General features: G+C 67.2%; 17 protein-coding genes. 8 read left to right on the plus strand and 9 right to left on the minus strand.

The genetic code is table 11. The features are described 5' to 3' along the window. The first annotated feature begins 33 nt into the window (after positions 1-33). A complete protein-coding gene (locus tag GM1_RS03270; protein WP_008376597.1) occupies positions 34-1,227 on the plus strand; it encodes an MFS transporter in 1,194 nt (397 codons plus the stop codon). Here GM1_RS03270 and GM1_RS03275 read toward each other — a convergent pair. From GM1_RS03275 to GM1_RS03300, 6 genes are read right to left on the minus strand one after another with little or no spacing between them, the layout of a single operon-like run. After that, on the minus strand, positions 1,211-3,559 hold the full coding sequence (locus tag GM1_RS03275; protein ID WP_008376599.1) for an FdhF/YdeP family oxidoreductase: 2,349 nt from the start codon (positions 3,557-3,559) through the stop codon (positions 1,211-1,213). The two genes, GM1_RS03270 and GM1_RS03275, sit on opposite strands and share 17 nt — an antisense overlap. Beyond that, positions 3,556-4,419 (minus strand): formate dehydrogenase accessory sulfurtransferase FdhD, encoded by an 864-nt coding sequence (gene fdhD, locus GM1_RS03280; protein WP_040519360.1) that lies wholly within the window; start codon positions 4,417-4,419, stop codon positions 3,556-3,558. The genes GM1_RS03275 and fdhD overlap by 4 nt, the downstream gene beginning before the upstream one ends. Continuing rightward, positions 4,322-5,503: a sulfate/molybdate ABC transporter ATP-binding protein gene (locus GM1_RS03285; protein ID WP_008376602.1), complete on the minus strand. Its 1,182-nt coding sequence runs from the start codon at positions 5,501-5,503 to the stop codon at positions 4,322-4,324. Before GM1_RS03285 ends, fdhD begins: the two co-directional genes overlap by 98 nt. Then, positions 5,500-6,288 (minus strand): ABC transporter permease, encoded by a 789-nt coding sequence (locus tag GM1_RS03290; protein ID WP_052005285.1) that lies wholly within the window; start codon positions 6,286-6,288, stop codon positions 5,500-5,502. Before GM1_RS03290 ends, GM1_RS03285 begins: the two co-directional genes overlap by 4 nt. Further along, complete coding sequence (gene modA, locus GM1_RS03295) at positions 6,285-7,040, minus strand: molybdate ABC transporter substrate-binding protein (RefSeq protein WP_008376605.1); 756 nt, start codon at positions 7,038-7,040, stop codon at positions 6,285-6,287. Before modA ends, GM1_RS03290 begins: the two co-directional genes overlap by 4 nt. Continuing rightward, positions 7,037-7,453 (minus strand): TOBE domain-containing protein, encoded by a 417-nt coding sequence (locus GM1_RS03300; protein ID WP_008376606.1) that lies wholly within the window; start codon positions 7,451-7,453, stop codon positions 7,037-7,039. The genes modA and GM1_RS03300 overlap by 4 nt, the downstream gene beginning before the upstream one ends. Before the next feature lie 98 nt (positions 7,454-7,551). Between GM1_RS03300 and GM1_RS03305 the strand changes: the two genes are divergently transcribed. The 5 genes from GM1_RS03305 to GM1_RS03325 are packed head-to-tail and all read left to right on the plus strand — an operon-like array spanning position 7,552 to position 11,351. After that, entirely contained in the window at positions 7,552-8,643 is a 1,092-nt protein-coding gene (locus GM1_RS03305) for a ThiF family adenylyltransferase (RefSeq protein ID WP_008376608.1), read from the plus strand. Further along, positions 8,640-9,842, plus strand: a complete 1,203-nt coding sequence (locus tag GM1_RS03310; protein WP_008376609.1) for a molybdopterin molybdotransferase MoeA — start codon at positions 8,640-8,642, stop codon at positions 9,840-9,842. Before GM1_RS03305 ends, GM1_RS03310 begins: the two co-directional genes overlap by 4 nt. Beyond that, positions 9,839-10,315: a cyclic pyranopterin monophosphate synthase MoaC gene (gene moaC, locus GM1_RS03315; RefSeq protein ID WP_008376611.1), complete on the plus strand. Its 477-nt coding sequence runs from the start codon at positions 9,839-9,841 to the stop codon at positions 10,313-10,315. Before GM1_RS03310 ends, moaC begins: the two co-directional genes overlap by 4 nt. Further along, the gene (locus GM1_RS03320) at positions 10,312-11,118 is read left to right on the plus strand and encodes an NTP transferase domain-containing protein (RefSeq protein WP_008376612.1); all 807 of its coding nucleotides are present in this window, start codon (positions 10,312-10,314) and stop codon (positions 11,116-11,118) included. Before moaC ends, GM1_RS03320 begins: the two co-directional genes overlap by 4 nt. Beyond that, on the plus strand, positions 11,115-11,351 hold the full coding sequence (locus tag GM1_RS03325) for a MoaD/ThiS family protein (RefSeq protein WP_008376614.1): 237 nt from the start codon (positions 11,115-11,117) through the stop codon (positions 11,349-11,351). The genes GM1_RS03320 and GM1_RS03325 overlap by 4 nt, the downstream gene beginning before the upstream one ends. A gap of 22 nt (positions 11,352-11,373) precedes the next feature. Here GM1_RS03325 and moaA read toward each other — a convergent pair whose 3' ends face one another. Genes moaA through GM1_RS03340 form a run of 3 tightly spaced genes read right to left on the minus strand, consistent with a single transcriptional unit; the run spans position 11,374 to position 13,287 of the window. After that, on the minus strand, positions 11,374-12,375 hold the full coding sequence (gene moaA / locus GM1_RS03330; RefSeq protein ID WP_008376615.1) for a GTP 3',8-cyclase MoaA: 1,002 nt from the start codon (positions 12,373-12,375) through the stop codon (positions 11,374-11,376). Beyond that, positions 12,372-12,797, minus strand: a complete 426-nt coding sequence (locus GM1_RS03335; protein WP_008376617.1) for a molybdenum cofactor biosynthesis protein MoaE — start codon at positions 12,795-12,797, stop codon at positions 12,372-12,374. The genes moaA and GM1_RS03335 overlap by 4 nt, the downstream gene beginning before the upstream one ends. Next, on the minus strand, positions 12,772-13,287 hold the full coding sequence (locus GM1_RS03340; protein WP_008376619.1) for a MogA/MoaB family molybdenum cofactor biosynthesis protein: 516 nt from the start codon (positions 13,285-13,287) through the stop codon (positions 12,772-12,774). Before GM1_RS03340 ends, GM1_RS03335 begins: the two co-directional genes overlap by 26 nt. 72 nt (positions 13,288-13,359) lie before the next feature. On the opposite strand from GM1_RS03340, the gene GM1_RS21845 reads away from it, so the two are divergent. Further along, positions 13,360-14,820 carry an ABC transporter permease subunit gene (locus GM1_RS21845; RefSeq protein ID WP_075051987.1) on the plus strand — a complete coding sequence of 487 codons (1,461 nt, stop codon included), beginning with the start codon at positions 13,360-13,362 and terminating at the stop codon, positions 14,818-14,820. Next, positions 14,817-15,566 carry an amino acid ABC transporter ATP-binding protein gene (locus GM1_RS03355; protein ID WP_008376621.1) on the plus strand — a complete coding sequence of 250 codons (750 nt, stop codon included), beginning with the start codon at positions 14,817-14,819 and terminating at the stop codon, positions 15,564-15,566. The genes GM1_RS21845 and GM1_RS03355 overlap by 4 nt, the downstream gene beginning before the upstream one ends. Positions 15,567-15,846 lie beyond the last annotated feature (280 nt).

Raw genomic sequence — 15,846 nt, forward strand, 5'->3', positions numbered from 1 at the left:
ATCCGCGTGCGATCCGCGGGTGGAATCAACGGAGTGACCGAATGCATCTCACCTGTTCTTCCGCCCGCTACCCCACCGGCAACGACACCACGACGCAGTTGGGCCTCCGTCGCGGTGATCGCCGCCGGGACATTTCTGGTGGTGACTGCCGAGATGCTCCCCATCGGGGTGCTCACTCCCATGTCGTCCGACCTCGCGACCTCATCCGCCGCGATCGGGCTCGCGGTGACTGTCACCGGACTCGTCGCCGCCGTCGTCGCGCCCGTGGTGCCGCACCTTCTCGGGGCATTAGACCGGCGGATGGTGCTGGCCGCGGCACTCGTCATGCTCGGTGTCGGCGACGTCATGACGGGCGTCGCGGACAGTCTGCCCGTCCTGCTGGTGTCGCGCCTGCTGGTGGGGCTCGGCATGGCGACAGTGTGGGGCATGGCGTCGGCACTGGCGGCGCGACTGGTTCCCGGACGACGCGGTCCGCTCGCCGTGTCGATCGTCATCGGCGGGGTGGCCGCCGCTTCGGTGCTCGGCGTGCCGTTGGGAACCCTCGTCGGGAGTGTGTTCGGGTGGCGTGCCGCCTTCATCGGTCTCGGCGTCGCCACTGTCGGCGTCGGCGCGGTCGCCCTGCGGGTCATGCCCGAGATGCGTCGTCCACCCGAGGTCGAGTCGCCGACCGGCGGCGTTCGGCTGCGGTTGCTGCGTCCGTCCGTGATGGTCGGCGCGATCACCGTCGCACTGGTCGTGACCGCACACTTCGCGGCCTACACGTACGTTCGGCCGTTGCTTGAAGATCGCTCCGGCTTCAGCGCGGTCGGCGTGACGGTCGCGCTGCTCGTGTACGGCGTCGGAGGGCTCATCGGCAATTTCGTCGCAGGCGCCGTGGCGTCCAAGTCGCCCCGATCATGCATGGCGACGCTCGGTGTCGGCATCGCCGTCGCCGTCGTCGTGCTTGCGACTCTCGGCACTGCGCCCGCCGCTGCGATGGTCGGCCTCGTGCTGTGGGGCGTCGCCTACGGAGGCGTCTCGGTGACCGGACAGCTCTGGATGACAACGGCCGCGCCGGACCGGGTCGAGCAGGTGACGGGCCTCTACGCCGGAGTCTTCAACGCGTCGATCGCACTGGGCGCGTTCCTCGGCGGACGCGTGGTCGGAGTCGGACATGCACCGTTGCTGTGGCTCGCGGCGGGGATCGCAGTCGCCGCGGCCGGCGTGGCCCTCACGCCGACGCGGTGACTCGGACCTGGACGTTCTTCATCAGTGGCTGGTCACTCTGGACGCTGTAGTCCGCCGCGCCGATCAACGCGTTCATCTCGGGCATGTATCCGGCGGCCGCACCTCGTGGCAGGTCGTATCCCACGGCTCGATACCGGCTCAGGGCACGCTGAGAACCGTCCTTCGACGTCGCGACGATGTCGACGAATGAGCCTTCGGACAGTCCCCTGTCGTCCATGTCGGAGCGATTCATGAACACCAGTTCGCGGAGATTCTTGATTCCGCGGTACCTGTCGTCGCTCGAATAGATCGTGGTGTTCCACTGATCGTGCGACCGCATGGTCTGCAGGACCAGGACGTCGGACGACGCCGGGATCACATCAGGAGTCGGCGCGTGACTGAACTCGGCGCGACCGCTCGGAGTTCGGAAGATCCGTTCCCGCGCCGCTTGCGGGATCCGGAAGCCGAGCGGGCGTCGAACCAAGTCGTTGAATCCCTCGAACCCGGGAAGGACCCGCGACATCGAGTCTCGGATCAGGTCGTAGTCGTCGACCATCGCCTCCCACCGCGTTGCGCTCGTCGGCAGGGTCGCTCGAGCCATTCCGGCGAGAATCGCAGGCTCCGACTTGAGGTGCGGTGACGCGGGCTTGCGTTTGCCCGCGGAGAGTTGGACGTTGCTCATCGCGTCCTCACACGAGACCCCCTGGGGTCCGCTCGCCTGCACGTCCACTTCGGTACGACCCAGGCACGGAAGAATCAGCGCTTTGCGTCCGTGGACGAGATGACTTCGGTTCAGCTTGGTGCTGACCTGCACGGTGAGTTCACATCGGGTCAGCCCCTGTGCGGTGAACTTGGTGTCGGGTGCGGCGAGGACGAAGTTTCCACCGAGTGCGACGAACACCTTCACCGTCCCGTCGTTCATTCCGGCGACGGTCTTCACCGTGTCGAGCCCATGCTCGCGCGGCGACGTGATCCCGAACTCCGCGTCGAGCGCTTCAAGGAACGCCTCCTTCGGCCGGTGGTCGATTCCGCATGTCCGGTTGCCCTGCACGTTGCTGTGCCCGCGGACGGGCGACGGTCCCGTCCCCTCCCGGCCGATGTTCCCGCGCAACAGCAGAAGGTTGGTGAACTCGCGGACCGTGTCGACGCCGTGTTCGTGCTGGGTGACGCCGAGGCACCACGAGATGATGGTGCGCGGCGACGCGAGGTACAGCTTCGCCAACGTCCGGATGTCGCTTTCGCTCACCCCGGCCTGCGCGGTCAGGTCGTCCCACGTCGCCGCGTCGACGATGGCCCGGTACTCGTCCACCCCGTGGGTGAACCTGTCCAGGAACTCGTGATCGAGCGCACCTCTGCCGGGGGCCGCGTCTTCGGCTTCGAACACCGCCTTCGCGACGCCGCGGATGAGCGCGAGGTCACCTCCCGGCCGCACCTGCACATCCATGGTGCCGGTGTCAGTCGACTTGAACATCGCCATCTCCAGCACCTCGTGCGGAACGATCGTCCTGGTCGACGCGACTTCCTTCATCGGGTTGATGTGGACCACCTGTGCGCCGCGCTTGACCGCATGGGCCAGCGACGTCAGCATCCGCGGTGCGTTCGACGCCGCGTTGACGCCCAGCACGAGCAGCAGATCGCATGCGTCCCAATCGTCGAGTGACGCGGTGCCTTTGCCGGTCGCGATCGACGCCGTCAGTGCACGACCGGAGGCTTCGTGGCACATGTTGGAGCAGTCCGGCAGGTTGTTGGTGCCGAACTCCCGAACCCAGAGCTGGTACAGGAAGGTGGCCTCGTTGCTGAGTCGGCCGGACGTGTAGAAGGCCGCCTCGTTCGGACTGTCGAGGCCGCGCAGTTCCTCGCCGACCATGGTGAACGCATCGTCCCAGCTGATGGGGACGTATCGGTCGCTCGACGCGTCGTAGACGAGGGGCTCGGTCAGCCTGCCGACGTCTTCGAGGTCGAAGTCGGTCCACTGGGAGAGTTCGGCGACCGTGTGCCGGGCGAAGAAGTCGGCGTCGGCGCGCTTGTGGGTCATCTCCCAGGTGACGTGCTTGATGCCGTTCTCGCAGATGTCCAGCTTCACGCCGTGATTCGAGTCCGGCCACGCGCACCCGGGGCAGTCGAACCCGCGGACCGGATGGTTCATCTCCAGCATCGCCTTGGTGCCCGCGAACAGTTCACGTTCGGAGATCAGGACCTTGGAGACCGACCGTGCGGCGCCCCACGCCGCCGCCGGGTGGTGGTAGGGAGAACTCGACCACGGCTTGGTGGTCGACGGACCGAACCCACCCTGGCGCGGGATGTCGGCGAGCAGCCCCGGGACGTGCTTCTGTCCGTGCATCGAGTCGGTCATGACACTGCTCCTTCGCTGACGGCGATCGGGTTCGCGACCCGCCGGGGGTGGGTGTACACGTTCATGGTGCGGCCTCGGAGGAAGCCGACGAGGGTCACTCCGGAGTCGCGGGCGAGTTCGACGGCGAGCGACGACGGCGCTGACACCGCCGCCAGCATCGGGATCCCGGCCATGACAGCTTTCTGGACGAGTGCAAAGCTTGCGCGCCCGGACACCGCGAGCACAGTCCGCCGCAGTGGCAGCAGGTTCTCGCGGAGCGCCCAGCCGACGACCTTGTCGACCGCATTGTGTCGCCCGACGTCTTCACGGAGCACGAGGAGCTCACCGCTGTCGGCGTCGAACAACGCTGCGGCGTGCAGTCCGCCGGTCTTGGCGAAGACTGTCTGCTCGGCGCGCAGGGCGTCGGGAAGTCTCGACAGGTCGTCTGCGGACACCTCGACATCGTCGGCCGCGACGTCGAAGCTCGACACAGTCGAGACCGCGTCGATGCTCGCTTTCCCGCACACGCCGCACGCACTTGTCATCGAGAACGATCGTGCGTGCTCCCTGCTCGGCAACTCCGCGTCGGCGGCGAGCGTCACGTCGAGCACGTTGTAGGTGTTCTGGCCGCCTCCGGTGCCGGGTCCCCCGCATGCGATGGCACCGACGAACTGATCGCGACGTCGGACGATCCCTTCGGAGACGAGGAATCCCGCGGCGAGATCGACGTCGTTGCCCGGCGTCCGCATGGTCACGACCAGCGGCGACCCGCCGACCCTCAGCTCAAGCGGTTCCTCGACCGCGAGCACGTCGACCCGAGTGCTGTTGCTCTGTGCCACCGACATCTTGGTGATCGGCCACCGAGCGGTAATCCGTCCCACGCTTCGACAGTACGTCCGGTGACTGCCATTCGTCTGCCGGTACCACCCGAAGACCGTGCGGAGCGAAGTCGAAACTGTCGCCGAGGGACGGCAGGCGGCCACCTCCCAACGCTCGCGCCGCGTCGACGGAAAGCTCTGCGGTGATGCCGGCACTGGAGTCGAGGCGCACCACTCCGGCCTGCACGGACACACCTGTCACCGCTGCCGCAAGCACGCCGGCGCAGCCACGCGGTGCGGAGACGGCGACATCTCGGGGGGCGACGATCCCGACCGCAGCCTGCCCGGCGACCACTCCGTCCGGTTCACCCGGGAGCTCCACGCCACCCACGTCCAGCGTCGATCCACTCCAGCGGCCGCGCAGGACACCGAAACCGGCGAGCAGTGCCGTGAACTCACGGCGCGGACGCATCGTCAGCCGGTCCGGAGGGCCCTGCTCCACTACCCGACCGCGGTCGAGGACAAGACACTCATCGGCCCATTGCCACGCGTCCGCGAGATGGTGTGTCACCAGGACGGCGGTGGTCCCGGTCCGCGCGAGTTCGTCGGCCAGCACGCGCCGGACGATCGGTCCACTCTCGGCGTCGAGGGAGGCGAACGGTTCGTCGAGCAGGATCACGCTCGGTTGCGACGCGAACGCCCGCGCGATCGCGACGCGCTGTTGTTGACCGCCGGACAGCTCGTGGGGTTTGGCCCGAGCTCGGTCGGCGAGCCCGAGCCGACCGAGCCATTCGTCGACGACAGTCCGCACCTGGGATCGCGGCAGGCCGAGCGCCCGCGGACCGAACGACAGGTTCTTCTCCACGGTGAGGTGTGGAAACAGCCGGGACCGCTGATCGAGAAGCGCCACTCCCCGGCCCTCGGGTGGCACCCGTCGACGACCGGGACCATCGAGGGTCCGGCCGTTCAGCGTGATCGTCCCCGATGCGAGTGGAGCGAGGCCCGCAAGTGCGGCGAGGATCGTCGACTTGCCTGCCCCGTTCGGCCCGAGGATCGCCAGACATCCGCCGGGTTCGATCTCGAAAGACGCCGACACGGGGAACGGTCCTCTGTCCACCACGATCTCCGCCGCGAGCGCGCCGGTCATCGGACCGCGTCCTCGCGCCACGATCGCAGGCCGCACACCACGATCGCGGCGCTCACCAACAACAGCAGCGACAGTGCGACTGCCGAGTCCGCAGTGACTCCGACCCCATTGAAGGCGGTGTATATCGCGAGCGGCATAGTCCGTGTGACGCCTGGTGCATTCCCCGCGAACAGCGCAGTCGCACCGAACTCACCGAGCGCCCTCGCGAACGCCAGGACCGTGCCTGCGACGAGCCCTGGAACCACCAATGGAACGGTGATCTGCGACAACACGCGCCACCGCCCGGCCCCCAGTGTGGCGGCGATCTGTTCGTGACTCACGCCCGATGTGCGGAGTGCTCCCTCGACGGTGATCACGAAGAACGGGAGAGCGACGAACGACTGTGCCACGACGACGGCCGCGGTCGTGTACGGCAGACTATGGCCGCTCCAGGTGAAGACCGGCTCCCCGATCAGACCGGATCGCCCGAGCAGGGACAGCAACGCGAGGCCGCCGACCATCGGCGGCAGTACGAGCGGAATCAGAACGAGGGTCCGGAGCAGCGACGCCGTCCGGCGCGCGGCGCGCGCCATGACCACGGCCATCGGCAGCCCCAGGACGATGCACACCACCGTCGCTGCTGCGGCCGTCACCAGCGACAGCCGCAGTGCGGTCATCGACGCGTGCGAGAACAGGTCGTCGCCGAGAGTCGACCATTGCACGCGCGAGACCAGGCCGACGATCGGCAGGATCAAGAAGGCGAGACCCAACGCGGCCGGGACGTACAGGACGCGGGGCAGCCTCACGGCGCGCCGAAACCGTGCTTCCGCAGGATCGCTTGACCGGCAGCGCTGCGCACGAAGTCGACGAACCACCGAGCTTCCTCGGGGAGCTTCGCGTCGGTGGCGACGGCGATCGGATACCGGTTGATCGCGACGTCGGCGTTTGCCGGGGTGACACCGACGACGGCGCCCTTCGCCCCCGTGACATCGGTCGTGTACACCAGGCCCGCGTCGGCTTCGCCGTTCCGTACACGAGTGAGGACTGCGGTGACACTCGTCTCCTCGCTGACCGGGGTGACGGTCACACCGGCGTCCTTCAGGAGAGTCTGCGACGCCGATCCGCACGGCACCTGGGGAGCGCACAGCACCGTCGAGACGCCGTTCTTCGTCAGGTCGGTGAGCCCGGTGATGCGCTTAGGGTTGCCCGGCGCGACAGCGATCTGCAGGGTGTTCGTCGCGAACACCTGACCCGCGTCGGACTTCTTCGCCTCGACGACCGGGCCGAGGCTGTTCTGACTGGCGAACGCGATCACGTCGACGTCAGCCCCTTCGACGATCTGCTGGGCGAGCGCCTGTGAACCGTCGTAGACGATCGGCGCAACGTCGATGTCGGGATGCGCGCCGGTGAACGCCTCGGCGAGCTCGTCGAACGAGCCTTGCAGTGAAGCTGCGGCGAAGATCGTCAGTCGAGTTCCGGATTCATCGTTTCCACATCCGGCGACGATGAGACCGAACGCCGCGAGAACGGCGACCGACAGGGCGGACATTCGTTTCATCGGGTGGTCTCCCCTGCCGCGGACGAGGTCTCGACGATGACCGTCGTGGCCTTCACGGTGGCGGTCGCGAGTGAGCCGACTTCGAGGCCGAGCTCCCGGACGGCCTCGGTCGACATCAACGACACCACCCGGTGGGGTCCACAGCGCAGTTCCACCTGTGACATGACGGTGTCGCTCAGCACGCCGGTGACGATGCCGACGAACCTGTTTCGGGCGCTTGATCCCCGATCGATCGGATCACCCGGATCGCGGGACTCTGCAGTGAGAAGCGTGGCGAGGTCGGCACCGTCGACGACCGCGCGACCCGCCTGGTCGGTACGGGATTCGATGCGGCCCGCGTCGATCCAGCGCCGGAGGGTGTCGTCGCTGATGCCGAGGAGCTCTGCCGCTCGGCCGATCCGAAAGACAGTCATCGTGCGACTCTAACACCGCGAATACGGATCTATTCCATGCATGAGCCCGCGAATGCGGCACGTCTCGCCGGGATTTCAGCAGACGATAGTGTTGTTCCATGCCTCTGCCTCCGCTGGTGGACCCCGCACCGTCCCTGCCGTCGGACGAGTACACGCGGGCCGCCCGGCAGATTCGGCTGGCCTCGATCGGAGACGTGGGCCAACGTCGTCTCTCGGCCGCGCGGGTGTGTGTCCTCGGCGCGGGCGGCCTCGGATCGCCGGTACTGACCTATCTCGCCTCGGCCGGGGTCGGAACCATCGGTGTCGTCGACGACGACACCGTCGAGGAGTCGAATCTGCAGCGCCAGATCCTGTTCGGCGTCGACGACGTCGGAGCGCGCAAGACGTCCGTCGCCGCGGCCCGCATCCGTTCCATGTCACCGCATACACGCGTCGTGGAGCACCGCGAGCGTCTGACCGCGGCAAACGCCTCCGCGGTTCTCGCCGATTACCACCTCGTCATCGACGGCACCGACAACTTCGACACCCGATACTCGGTGGCCGACACGTGCGCAGATCTCGGGCTGCCACTCGTGTGGGGTTCGGTGCTGGGATTCGATGCGCAGGCGACGGTGTTCTGGTCGTCACCACCTGTCGGTCCCGGTGTCACGCTGCGGGACGTGTTCCCGGTTCCGCCGCCGGCAGGCGATGTCCCGGACTGCGCCGAGGCGGGGGTTCTCGGAGCACTGTGCGGCCAGCTCGGGTCGATTCTCGCAGCGGAGGCGGTGAAGCTGATCGTCGGGATCGGCGACTCGATCCTGGGGAGGATGCTCGTGCTCGACGGTCTCACCGCCCGAATGGACGAGGTCCCGATCGCGCCACGCACCGATGTCGCCGACATCCGGCGGGTTGATGCCGCGGCGCTCGGGCTCCTCGACGACACGGTCCGCAGTGAGACCGTGCTCCTCGACGTCCGCGAACCCGACGAGGTCGCTGCCGGAGCGATCCCCGGCGCGGTGCCGATCCCCCTCAACACGCTGCTCGCCGACGCCGCCGCCGTCGACATCGGTGACGTGACAGTCGTCTACTGCCAGCGGGGACCTCGGGCTCGGGTCGCCGCCGCCGCGTTGAGGGCTGTCAACCCGACCGCCGACATCGCCCTTCTCGACGGCGGCTACGCCGCATGGGCCGAAAGGACAGGATCCCTGTGAGAACCGTGGACGAGCATCGCGCCCGCATACTCGGCACCGCGGCACCGCTGCCCGTCGAGACTATCCCGCTCGACCGGGCTCGGGGACGAGTGCTCGCCTCCGACATCCGTTCACGCTGGCCGGTGCCCCTGTTCGACAATTCCGGCATGGACGGATACGCCGTACACGGCGCGGACGCGACGGTCGGCGCCGAGCTGCGGGTCGTCGCGGATGTCCCGGCCGGGTCATCACTCGATCCGGCGCTCGGGCCGGGGCAGGCGGCCCGCATCATGACCGGTGCACCCGTCCCCACCGACGCCGACGCGGTGATTCCGCTCGAGCACACCGATCTGGGCACCGAAGTCCGCGCTGACGCGCCGGACCGGATCACCGTCACCACAGCGCCCCGACCCGGTGCGCATATTCGACGGGCGGGTGAGGACGCTGAAGCCGGATCGGTGACTGTGGCCGCCGGGACCGTTCTCGGTCCGTGGCAGCTCTCGTCGGCGGCTTCTGCCGGCCACGACACGGTCGACGTCCACCGATCGCCCCGTGTCGCAGTCGTGTCGACCGGATCAGAATTGATCGCACCGTCGGCCCGGCCGGTGCGCGGACAGATTCCGGAGTCGAATTCGGTGCTGTTGGCGGCCGCTGTCGCCTCCGCGGGCGCCGAGGTCGTCGCCGTTCACACCGTGGCCGACGACAAAGCCGCACTGGTCACCGTGCTCGACGGACTCGACGTCGACGTCGTGGTGCTGTCGGGCGGTGCGAGCGTCGGGGCGTTCGACGTGGTCAAGGCCGTACTCGACCGCACCGGGAGCATCGAGTTCGGGCCCGTGTCGATGCAGCCGGGCAAACCCCAGGGGTTCGGCGTCGGCGACGACGGCGCCCTCTACTTCTGTCTGCCCGGCAACCCGGTGAGCGTCGCGGTGTCGTTCGAGATGTTCGTGCGGCCGGCGCTGCTGGCCCTGGCAGGCAGATCGGATGTCGACCGCCCGCGCGTCACCAGGCGTGCCGCTGTCGGCTGGCGCACTCCGCCTGGACGAACCCAGGTCCTGCCGGTGGTGTTGGACGACACGACGGTCCGCCCGGCGACGTCCGGCGGCAGCGGCTCGCATCTGGTGAGTTCTTTGGCGGTCGCACAGGCGCTCGCGATCGTTCCCGCCGACGTCGAGCGGGTCGGCGAAGGCGCATCGGTGGAAGTGATGGTGTTGACATGACGCAGGGACAGCGATTCACTCACCTCGACGCGGCCGGTCAGGCCCGCATGGTGGACGTGACCGAGAAGCAGCCGACGGTACGCAGTGCGACCGCGACGGGTCTCGTCCGCTGCTCTGCTGCGATAGTCGCCGCCCTCCGCGACGGTTCGACGCCGAAGGGCGACGTCCTGGCCGTCGCCAGGATCGCCGGCATCGCTGCGGCCAAGAAGACAGCAGACCTCCTGCCCCTCGCTCATGTGATCGGCGTCCACGGCGCCGTCGTCGACCTCGAGGTGACCGACGAAGGCGTCGAGATCACTGCGACGGTGCGCACAGCGGACCGCACCGGCGTCGAGATGGAGGCATTGACCGCCGTGTCTGTGGCGGGTCTCGCCGTCGTCGACATGGTGAAGGGCCTTGACAAGTCCGTGGAGATCGAGCGGATCCGCCTCATCCGCAAAACCGGCGGCAAGAGCGGCGACTGGGACCGATGACCGCCGCCATCGTGCTCGGCGGCGGACGCGCCACCCGATTGGACGGCGCCGACAAGGCATCGATCGTGGTCGACGGCGCCAGGCTCGTCGACCACGTGTTCGCGGCGGTCGCGGACTGCCCGCAGGTGATAGCCGTCGGCCCCGACACGCTCGTCCGGCCCGGGGTGACCGTTGTCCGCGAGGATCCTCCGTTCGGCGGACCGGTGGCGGGCATCGCCGCAGCGGTGCAGACCGTCGACTGCGATGACGTCTGGTTGCTGGCCTGTGACTTGCCGCGCGCCGTAGAGATCGTCCGGCGTCTCGCCGATGAGCCGATCGGCGACGACGACGGCGTGATCCTCGTCGACGCGACCGGACGCGCCCAATGGCTCGCGGGCCGTTACCGGACAGCGGCGCTGCGGTCGTCCCTCACCAGGATCGGCGATGCACACGGTGCGTCGATGCGACAGCTCGTCAACGGCCTGAACCTCCGGACCGTCCACGATCGCACGGGTGCCGCCGCCGACCTGGACACCTGGGCAGATGTGGCGGACTATCGGCTTCGAACGAAGGGACAACCCATGACTGACACACAGCCACCGAATCTCGACGCCTGGATCGCGGACCTGAGCCGTGAGCTCGGCCTCGGCGACGTCGATGTTCCGGTGCGCGAGCTCCTCGACCTGACGCGCGAGGTGGCGCACGGCGTCGCTCGTCCGGCGGGGCCGATCAGCACGTTCCTCGTCGGTCTCGCCGTCGCGCGCGGAAGCACCGTGACCGACGCACAGGCAGCCGTCTCGGCTCTCATCGAGGCTCGCGCATGAGAGTTCGGCTCTTCGCAGGCGCCGCCGAGGCAGCCGGGCGGCGGGAGCAGCAGGTGGACGGCTCGATGACGCTCGGCGACCTCCGCCAGGCGCTCGCCGCCGCCAACGGCGTGGAGTTCCCCGCGGTTCTGGCCCGATGCTCGCTCATGGTCGACGGAGTCCGACTGCCCGATGACGCCGTCGTACCCGACACCGCGACCGTCGACGTCCTGCCTCCGTTCGCGGGCGGCTGACGGTCTGACTGCCGACCGGCTGTCAGCCGCCGATCGCCGACATGGGCCGATCCGGCTGAAGGAAGTCCACGTCGCTGATTCCGTGGCCCGACGCCTTCCCGGCGATGGACCTGCGGATCATTGCGGCCAGGTCGGCGTCCGACCCACCGGACCGGAGGAGCCCGAGGACGTCGGACTCGTCGCGGGCGAACAGGCAGTTCCGTAGTTGGCCGTCGGCGGTGATGCGGACCCGGTCGCACGCGCCGCAGAACGGTGCGGTGACCGATGCGATGACCCCGACTGTGCGTGGACCGCCGTCGACGGAGTACAGGGCTGCCGGGTCTGCGCCGCGGCCGGGCAGCTCCGTCAAGTCGAATGACTCCGAGAGTCGATCCACGATTTCGGCGCCACTGACCATCTTTGCTCGGGACCAGGTGTGCCCGGCGTCGAGCGGCATCTGCTCGATGAAGCGGAGTTCGGCGTCGTGGTCGATCGCGAACCGGAGCAAGTCGACGAACTCGTCGTCGTTGACTCCGTGCATGGCGACCGTGTTGACCTTCAGCGGGCGCAGACCCGACTCCTGTGCGGCGCGGATGCCCATGATCACGTCGTCGAACCGATCGCGCCTGGTCAGTTCCCGGAAACGAGCGGGGCGCAACGTGTCGAGGCTGATGTTGACACGCTCCAGGCCTGCGTCGGCGAGGTCGGACATCACTCCGGCGAGGCGTATCCCGTTTGTGGTCATCGACACCCGCAGCAGCGTGCCGTCGGACGTCGGGACGTTGGCCAGCCGCCGCACCACGTCGACGACGTCGGGCCGCAGGAGCGGTTCGCCGCCGGTCAGGCGGACCTCCTCGACTCCGAGGTGGGCGAACACCACCGCGACGCGTTCGATCTCGTCCGTGGTCAACAGGTTCTGCTTCGCGATCCACGGAACTCCGTCCGCGGGCATGCAGTAGGTGCAGCGGAGATTGCACTTGTCGGTCAGCGATATCCGCAGGTCGCGGTGCACGCGCCCGTATCGGTCGACCAACGGCTGCGTCATACGAGACCGCCCAGGCCGATCCACGACGACGTTCCGTCGGTCTCCACCTGCTTCTTCCAGACGGGCAGTTCGGCCTTCACACGTTCGACCACGTCGCGGTTCACCGCGTACACATCACCTCGGTGTGCGGCCGAGACCGCGCACACGATCGCGACGTCGCCCACCGCGAGATCGCCGACGCGGTGACTGATCGCTATCCGGACGGCCGGAGTGTCCAGTCCGTCGACGATCGACATGAGTATCGTCGGCGCGTCGGGGTGAGCGCTGTACTCGAGGCGTTCCACGCGGCCTGTCGCATCGGGGTCGTGGTCGCGCACGGTTCCGACGAACAGTGCCGTCGCACCCGCCGACCGCTCTGCGACGGCGTCGAGGTGCTCGGCCACGTCGAGCGGGATGTCACTGATTCGTGCGAAGACGATCATGGTCACCCCCGTCCACTTGCGACACCACGTGTGAAGCGACCTGCAGGATCACCGGAACACCGTCCTTGACCGCGCCCGTCGATCCCGCGAGATTCACCACGAGTGCACCGTCGACGATGCCCGAACGACCCCTCGACAGCATTGCTTGAGGCAGCACTGCGACGCCGACGGACCGGATCGTCTCAGCGATGCCGGGCACCTCGGGATTCAACAGAGACGCCGTCGCTTCGGGAGTCACATCGCGTGGCCCCACACCGGTGCCGCCGGTGGTGATGACAAGCCGGGACTTCTCTTCCACCGCACCCATGATCGCCCAGGTGATGCGTTCGCGTTCGTCGGGAACCACCACGACGTCCACATCCCAGCCCGCCTCTACGAGCATCTGCTGCGCCAGCGGACCCGAGACGTCGACGGCTTCACCCGCGGCGCACCGGTCAGAGACGGTGATGACGGTCGCGCGCGGATTCCTCTGGTCAGTCGCGTCAGTCATCCCTCCAGTGTTCCACGACCGGTGTGGGCCCAAACCGTCCCGCTCCGATGGCGAGCGCGTTTACTTGTCATCATGACTTCTCGTGTGCGGGCGATCGTTCCGCTTCTCGTCGTGCTCATGGCGGCACTCGGTCTGCTGACTGCGTGTTCGTCGAGCGCGGACTCCGGAGATTCCGACGTCATCCGATTCGGCACCGAGGGCACCTACTCGCCGTTCAGCTTCCACGATCCGGCGACCGGCGAACTGACCGGTTACGACGTCGATGTGGCGAAAGCCGTCGCCGCGAAGATGGGCAAGCGCGCTGAATTCGTCGAAGCGCCATGGGATTCCCTGTTCGCTGCGTTGGGTGCCGACAGATTCGACGTCGTGGCGAACCAGGTCACGATCACGCCCGAACGCGAGGCGAAGTACTCGATGTCGATCCCGTATGCGATCGGCGAAGGAGTCATCGTGACACGCGCGGACGACTCGTCGATCACGTCCCTCGACGATCTCAAGGGTCGAACGTCGGCCCAGTCTGCCACGAGCAATTGGACCGACGTCGCCACCGAAGCCGGTGCCAGGGTCGAAACTGTCGAAGGTTTCGCGCAGGCCATCACACTGCTGAGGCAGGGTCGGGTGGACGCCACCGTCAACGACAGCCTGTCGGTGTACGCCTACCTGGCCGAGACCGGCGACACGTCTGTGAAGATCGCCGCCAAGACCGGTGAGCGAAGCGAATCCGCATTCGCCGCACCGCGTGGGAGTCCCCTCACCGCAGACATCAACAAGGCGATCGAGGCCCTGCAGGCCGACGGGACCCTGACTGAGATATCGCAGCGCTATCTGAAGACCGACGCGAGCGGAAGCGCTGCGAAGCCGGTCGAGCCTCAGTCGACGTGGGACCTCGTCCGCTCGAACCTGTGGCCGATGGCGAAGGCGACCGTCACCACGACGATCCCCCTCGCGGCGATCAGCTTTGTGATCGGTCTGGTGATCGCACTTGTCGTCGCATTGGCTCGCCTCTCGGAGAAGCGCGGCGTGGCGTGGCTCGCTCGGGTCTACATCTCGATCATTCGCGGCACTCCGCTGCTGGTCCAATTGTTCATCATCTTCTATGCGCTGCCCGAGATAGGCATCAAAGTCGAGCCGTTCCCGGCGGCGATCGTGGCGTTCTCGCTGAACGTGGGTGGTTACGCCGCCGAGATCATCCGCGCCGCAATCATCTCGGTGCCGAGCGGCCAGACCGAGGCCGCGCAGACGATCGGCATGAACTACGCGACGACGATGCGGCGGATCATCCTGCCGCAGGCGGCACGCATCGCAGTTCCCGGGCTGTCCAACACGCTCATCTCCCTGGTCAAGGACACGTCACTCGCTTCGGTCATCCTGGTGACCGAACTGTTCCGCACCGCCCAGATCGCGGCCGCACCGACATTCGAGTTCCTCCCCCTCTACGTCACCGCCGCCGTCTACTACTGGGTGGTGTGCTTGGTGTTGTCCATGCTTCAGGGTCGACTGGAGCTTCGTCTCGGAAGGTTCATCGCATCATGACCGAACTGATCTCCGTCCAAGGACTGCACAAGGCGTTCGGCGACCTCGACGTGCTCCGAGGCATCGACTTCACCGTCGACGAGGGCACTGTCACCGCAGTGATCGGCCCATCCGGTTCTGGAAAGACGACCCTGCTCAGATCCTTGAACGCACTCGATCTGCCCGATGCGGGTGTGATCCGCGTGGCGGACTCGACGATCGACTTCTCGACTCGACCCCAACGCGAGGCCATCGCCGAATACCGTGCACAGTCGGGTTTCGTGTTCCAGAACCACAATCTGTTCCCACACAAGACCGTGATGGAGAACGTCATCGAAGGCCCCGTCATCGTGCAGAAGCGGCCGGTCGCCGAGGCCACCGCTGATGCACGTGCGCTCCTTGACAGCGTTGGTCTCGGCGATCGGCTCGACTCCTACCCCAGCCAACTGTCCGGCGGTCAGCAGCAACGGGTCGGCATCGTTCGTGCACTCGCCATGAAGCCGAAGGTTCTGCTGCTCGACGAGCCGACATCCGCCCTCGACCCCGAACTCGTCGGCGGTGTCCTCGCGGTGATCAAAGACCTCGCCTCGCAGGGGTGGACGATGGTCGTCGTCACCCATGAGATCGCATTCGCGCGGAAGGTGGCAGATCAGGTTCTCTTCGTCGATCAAGGTGTCATCGCCGAGCAAGGTCCCCCTTCTGATGTGATCGACAACCCCACCGAAGAACGCACCATTCAGTTCCTCCGCCGCCTGACAGAGGTCTAGAACACGCGGGCTGCACTCCTCGCGCGGGGCACAGGGAGATGAGCCTTCATACACGCTCCCGGCCGGTCACAACGACGGGGAGCGTCGTCCAGCGGGAGATCGCCAGGCGCACACGCGGGTCAATCGGTTCATTCGCAACCATCGACTGATCGTCGAAGTGTCACCGATGTCCTGATGCAGGACTATCACTGATGTCTTTAGACAAGACAGGATGCCACGCATTCGAACGTACGTTTTTGTCGTAGGTGATTTATATCATGAGGAATGTTCCCGGGTAGCA

Origin of the sequence: Gordonia malaquae NBRC 108250 (assembly GCF_000344135.1) — a bacterium.
GTDB lineage: Bacteria > Actinomycetota > Actinomycetes > Mycobacteriales > Mycobacteriaceae > Gordonia > Gordonia malaquae.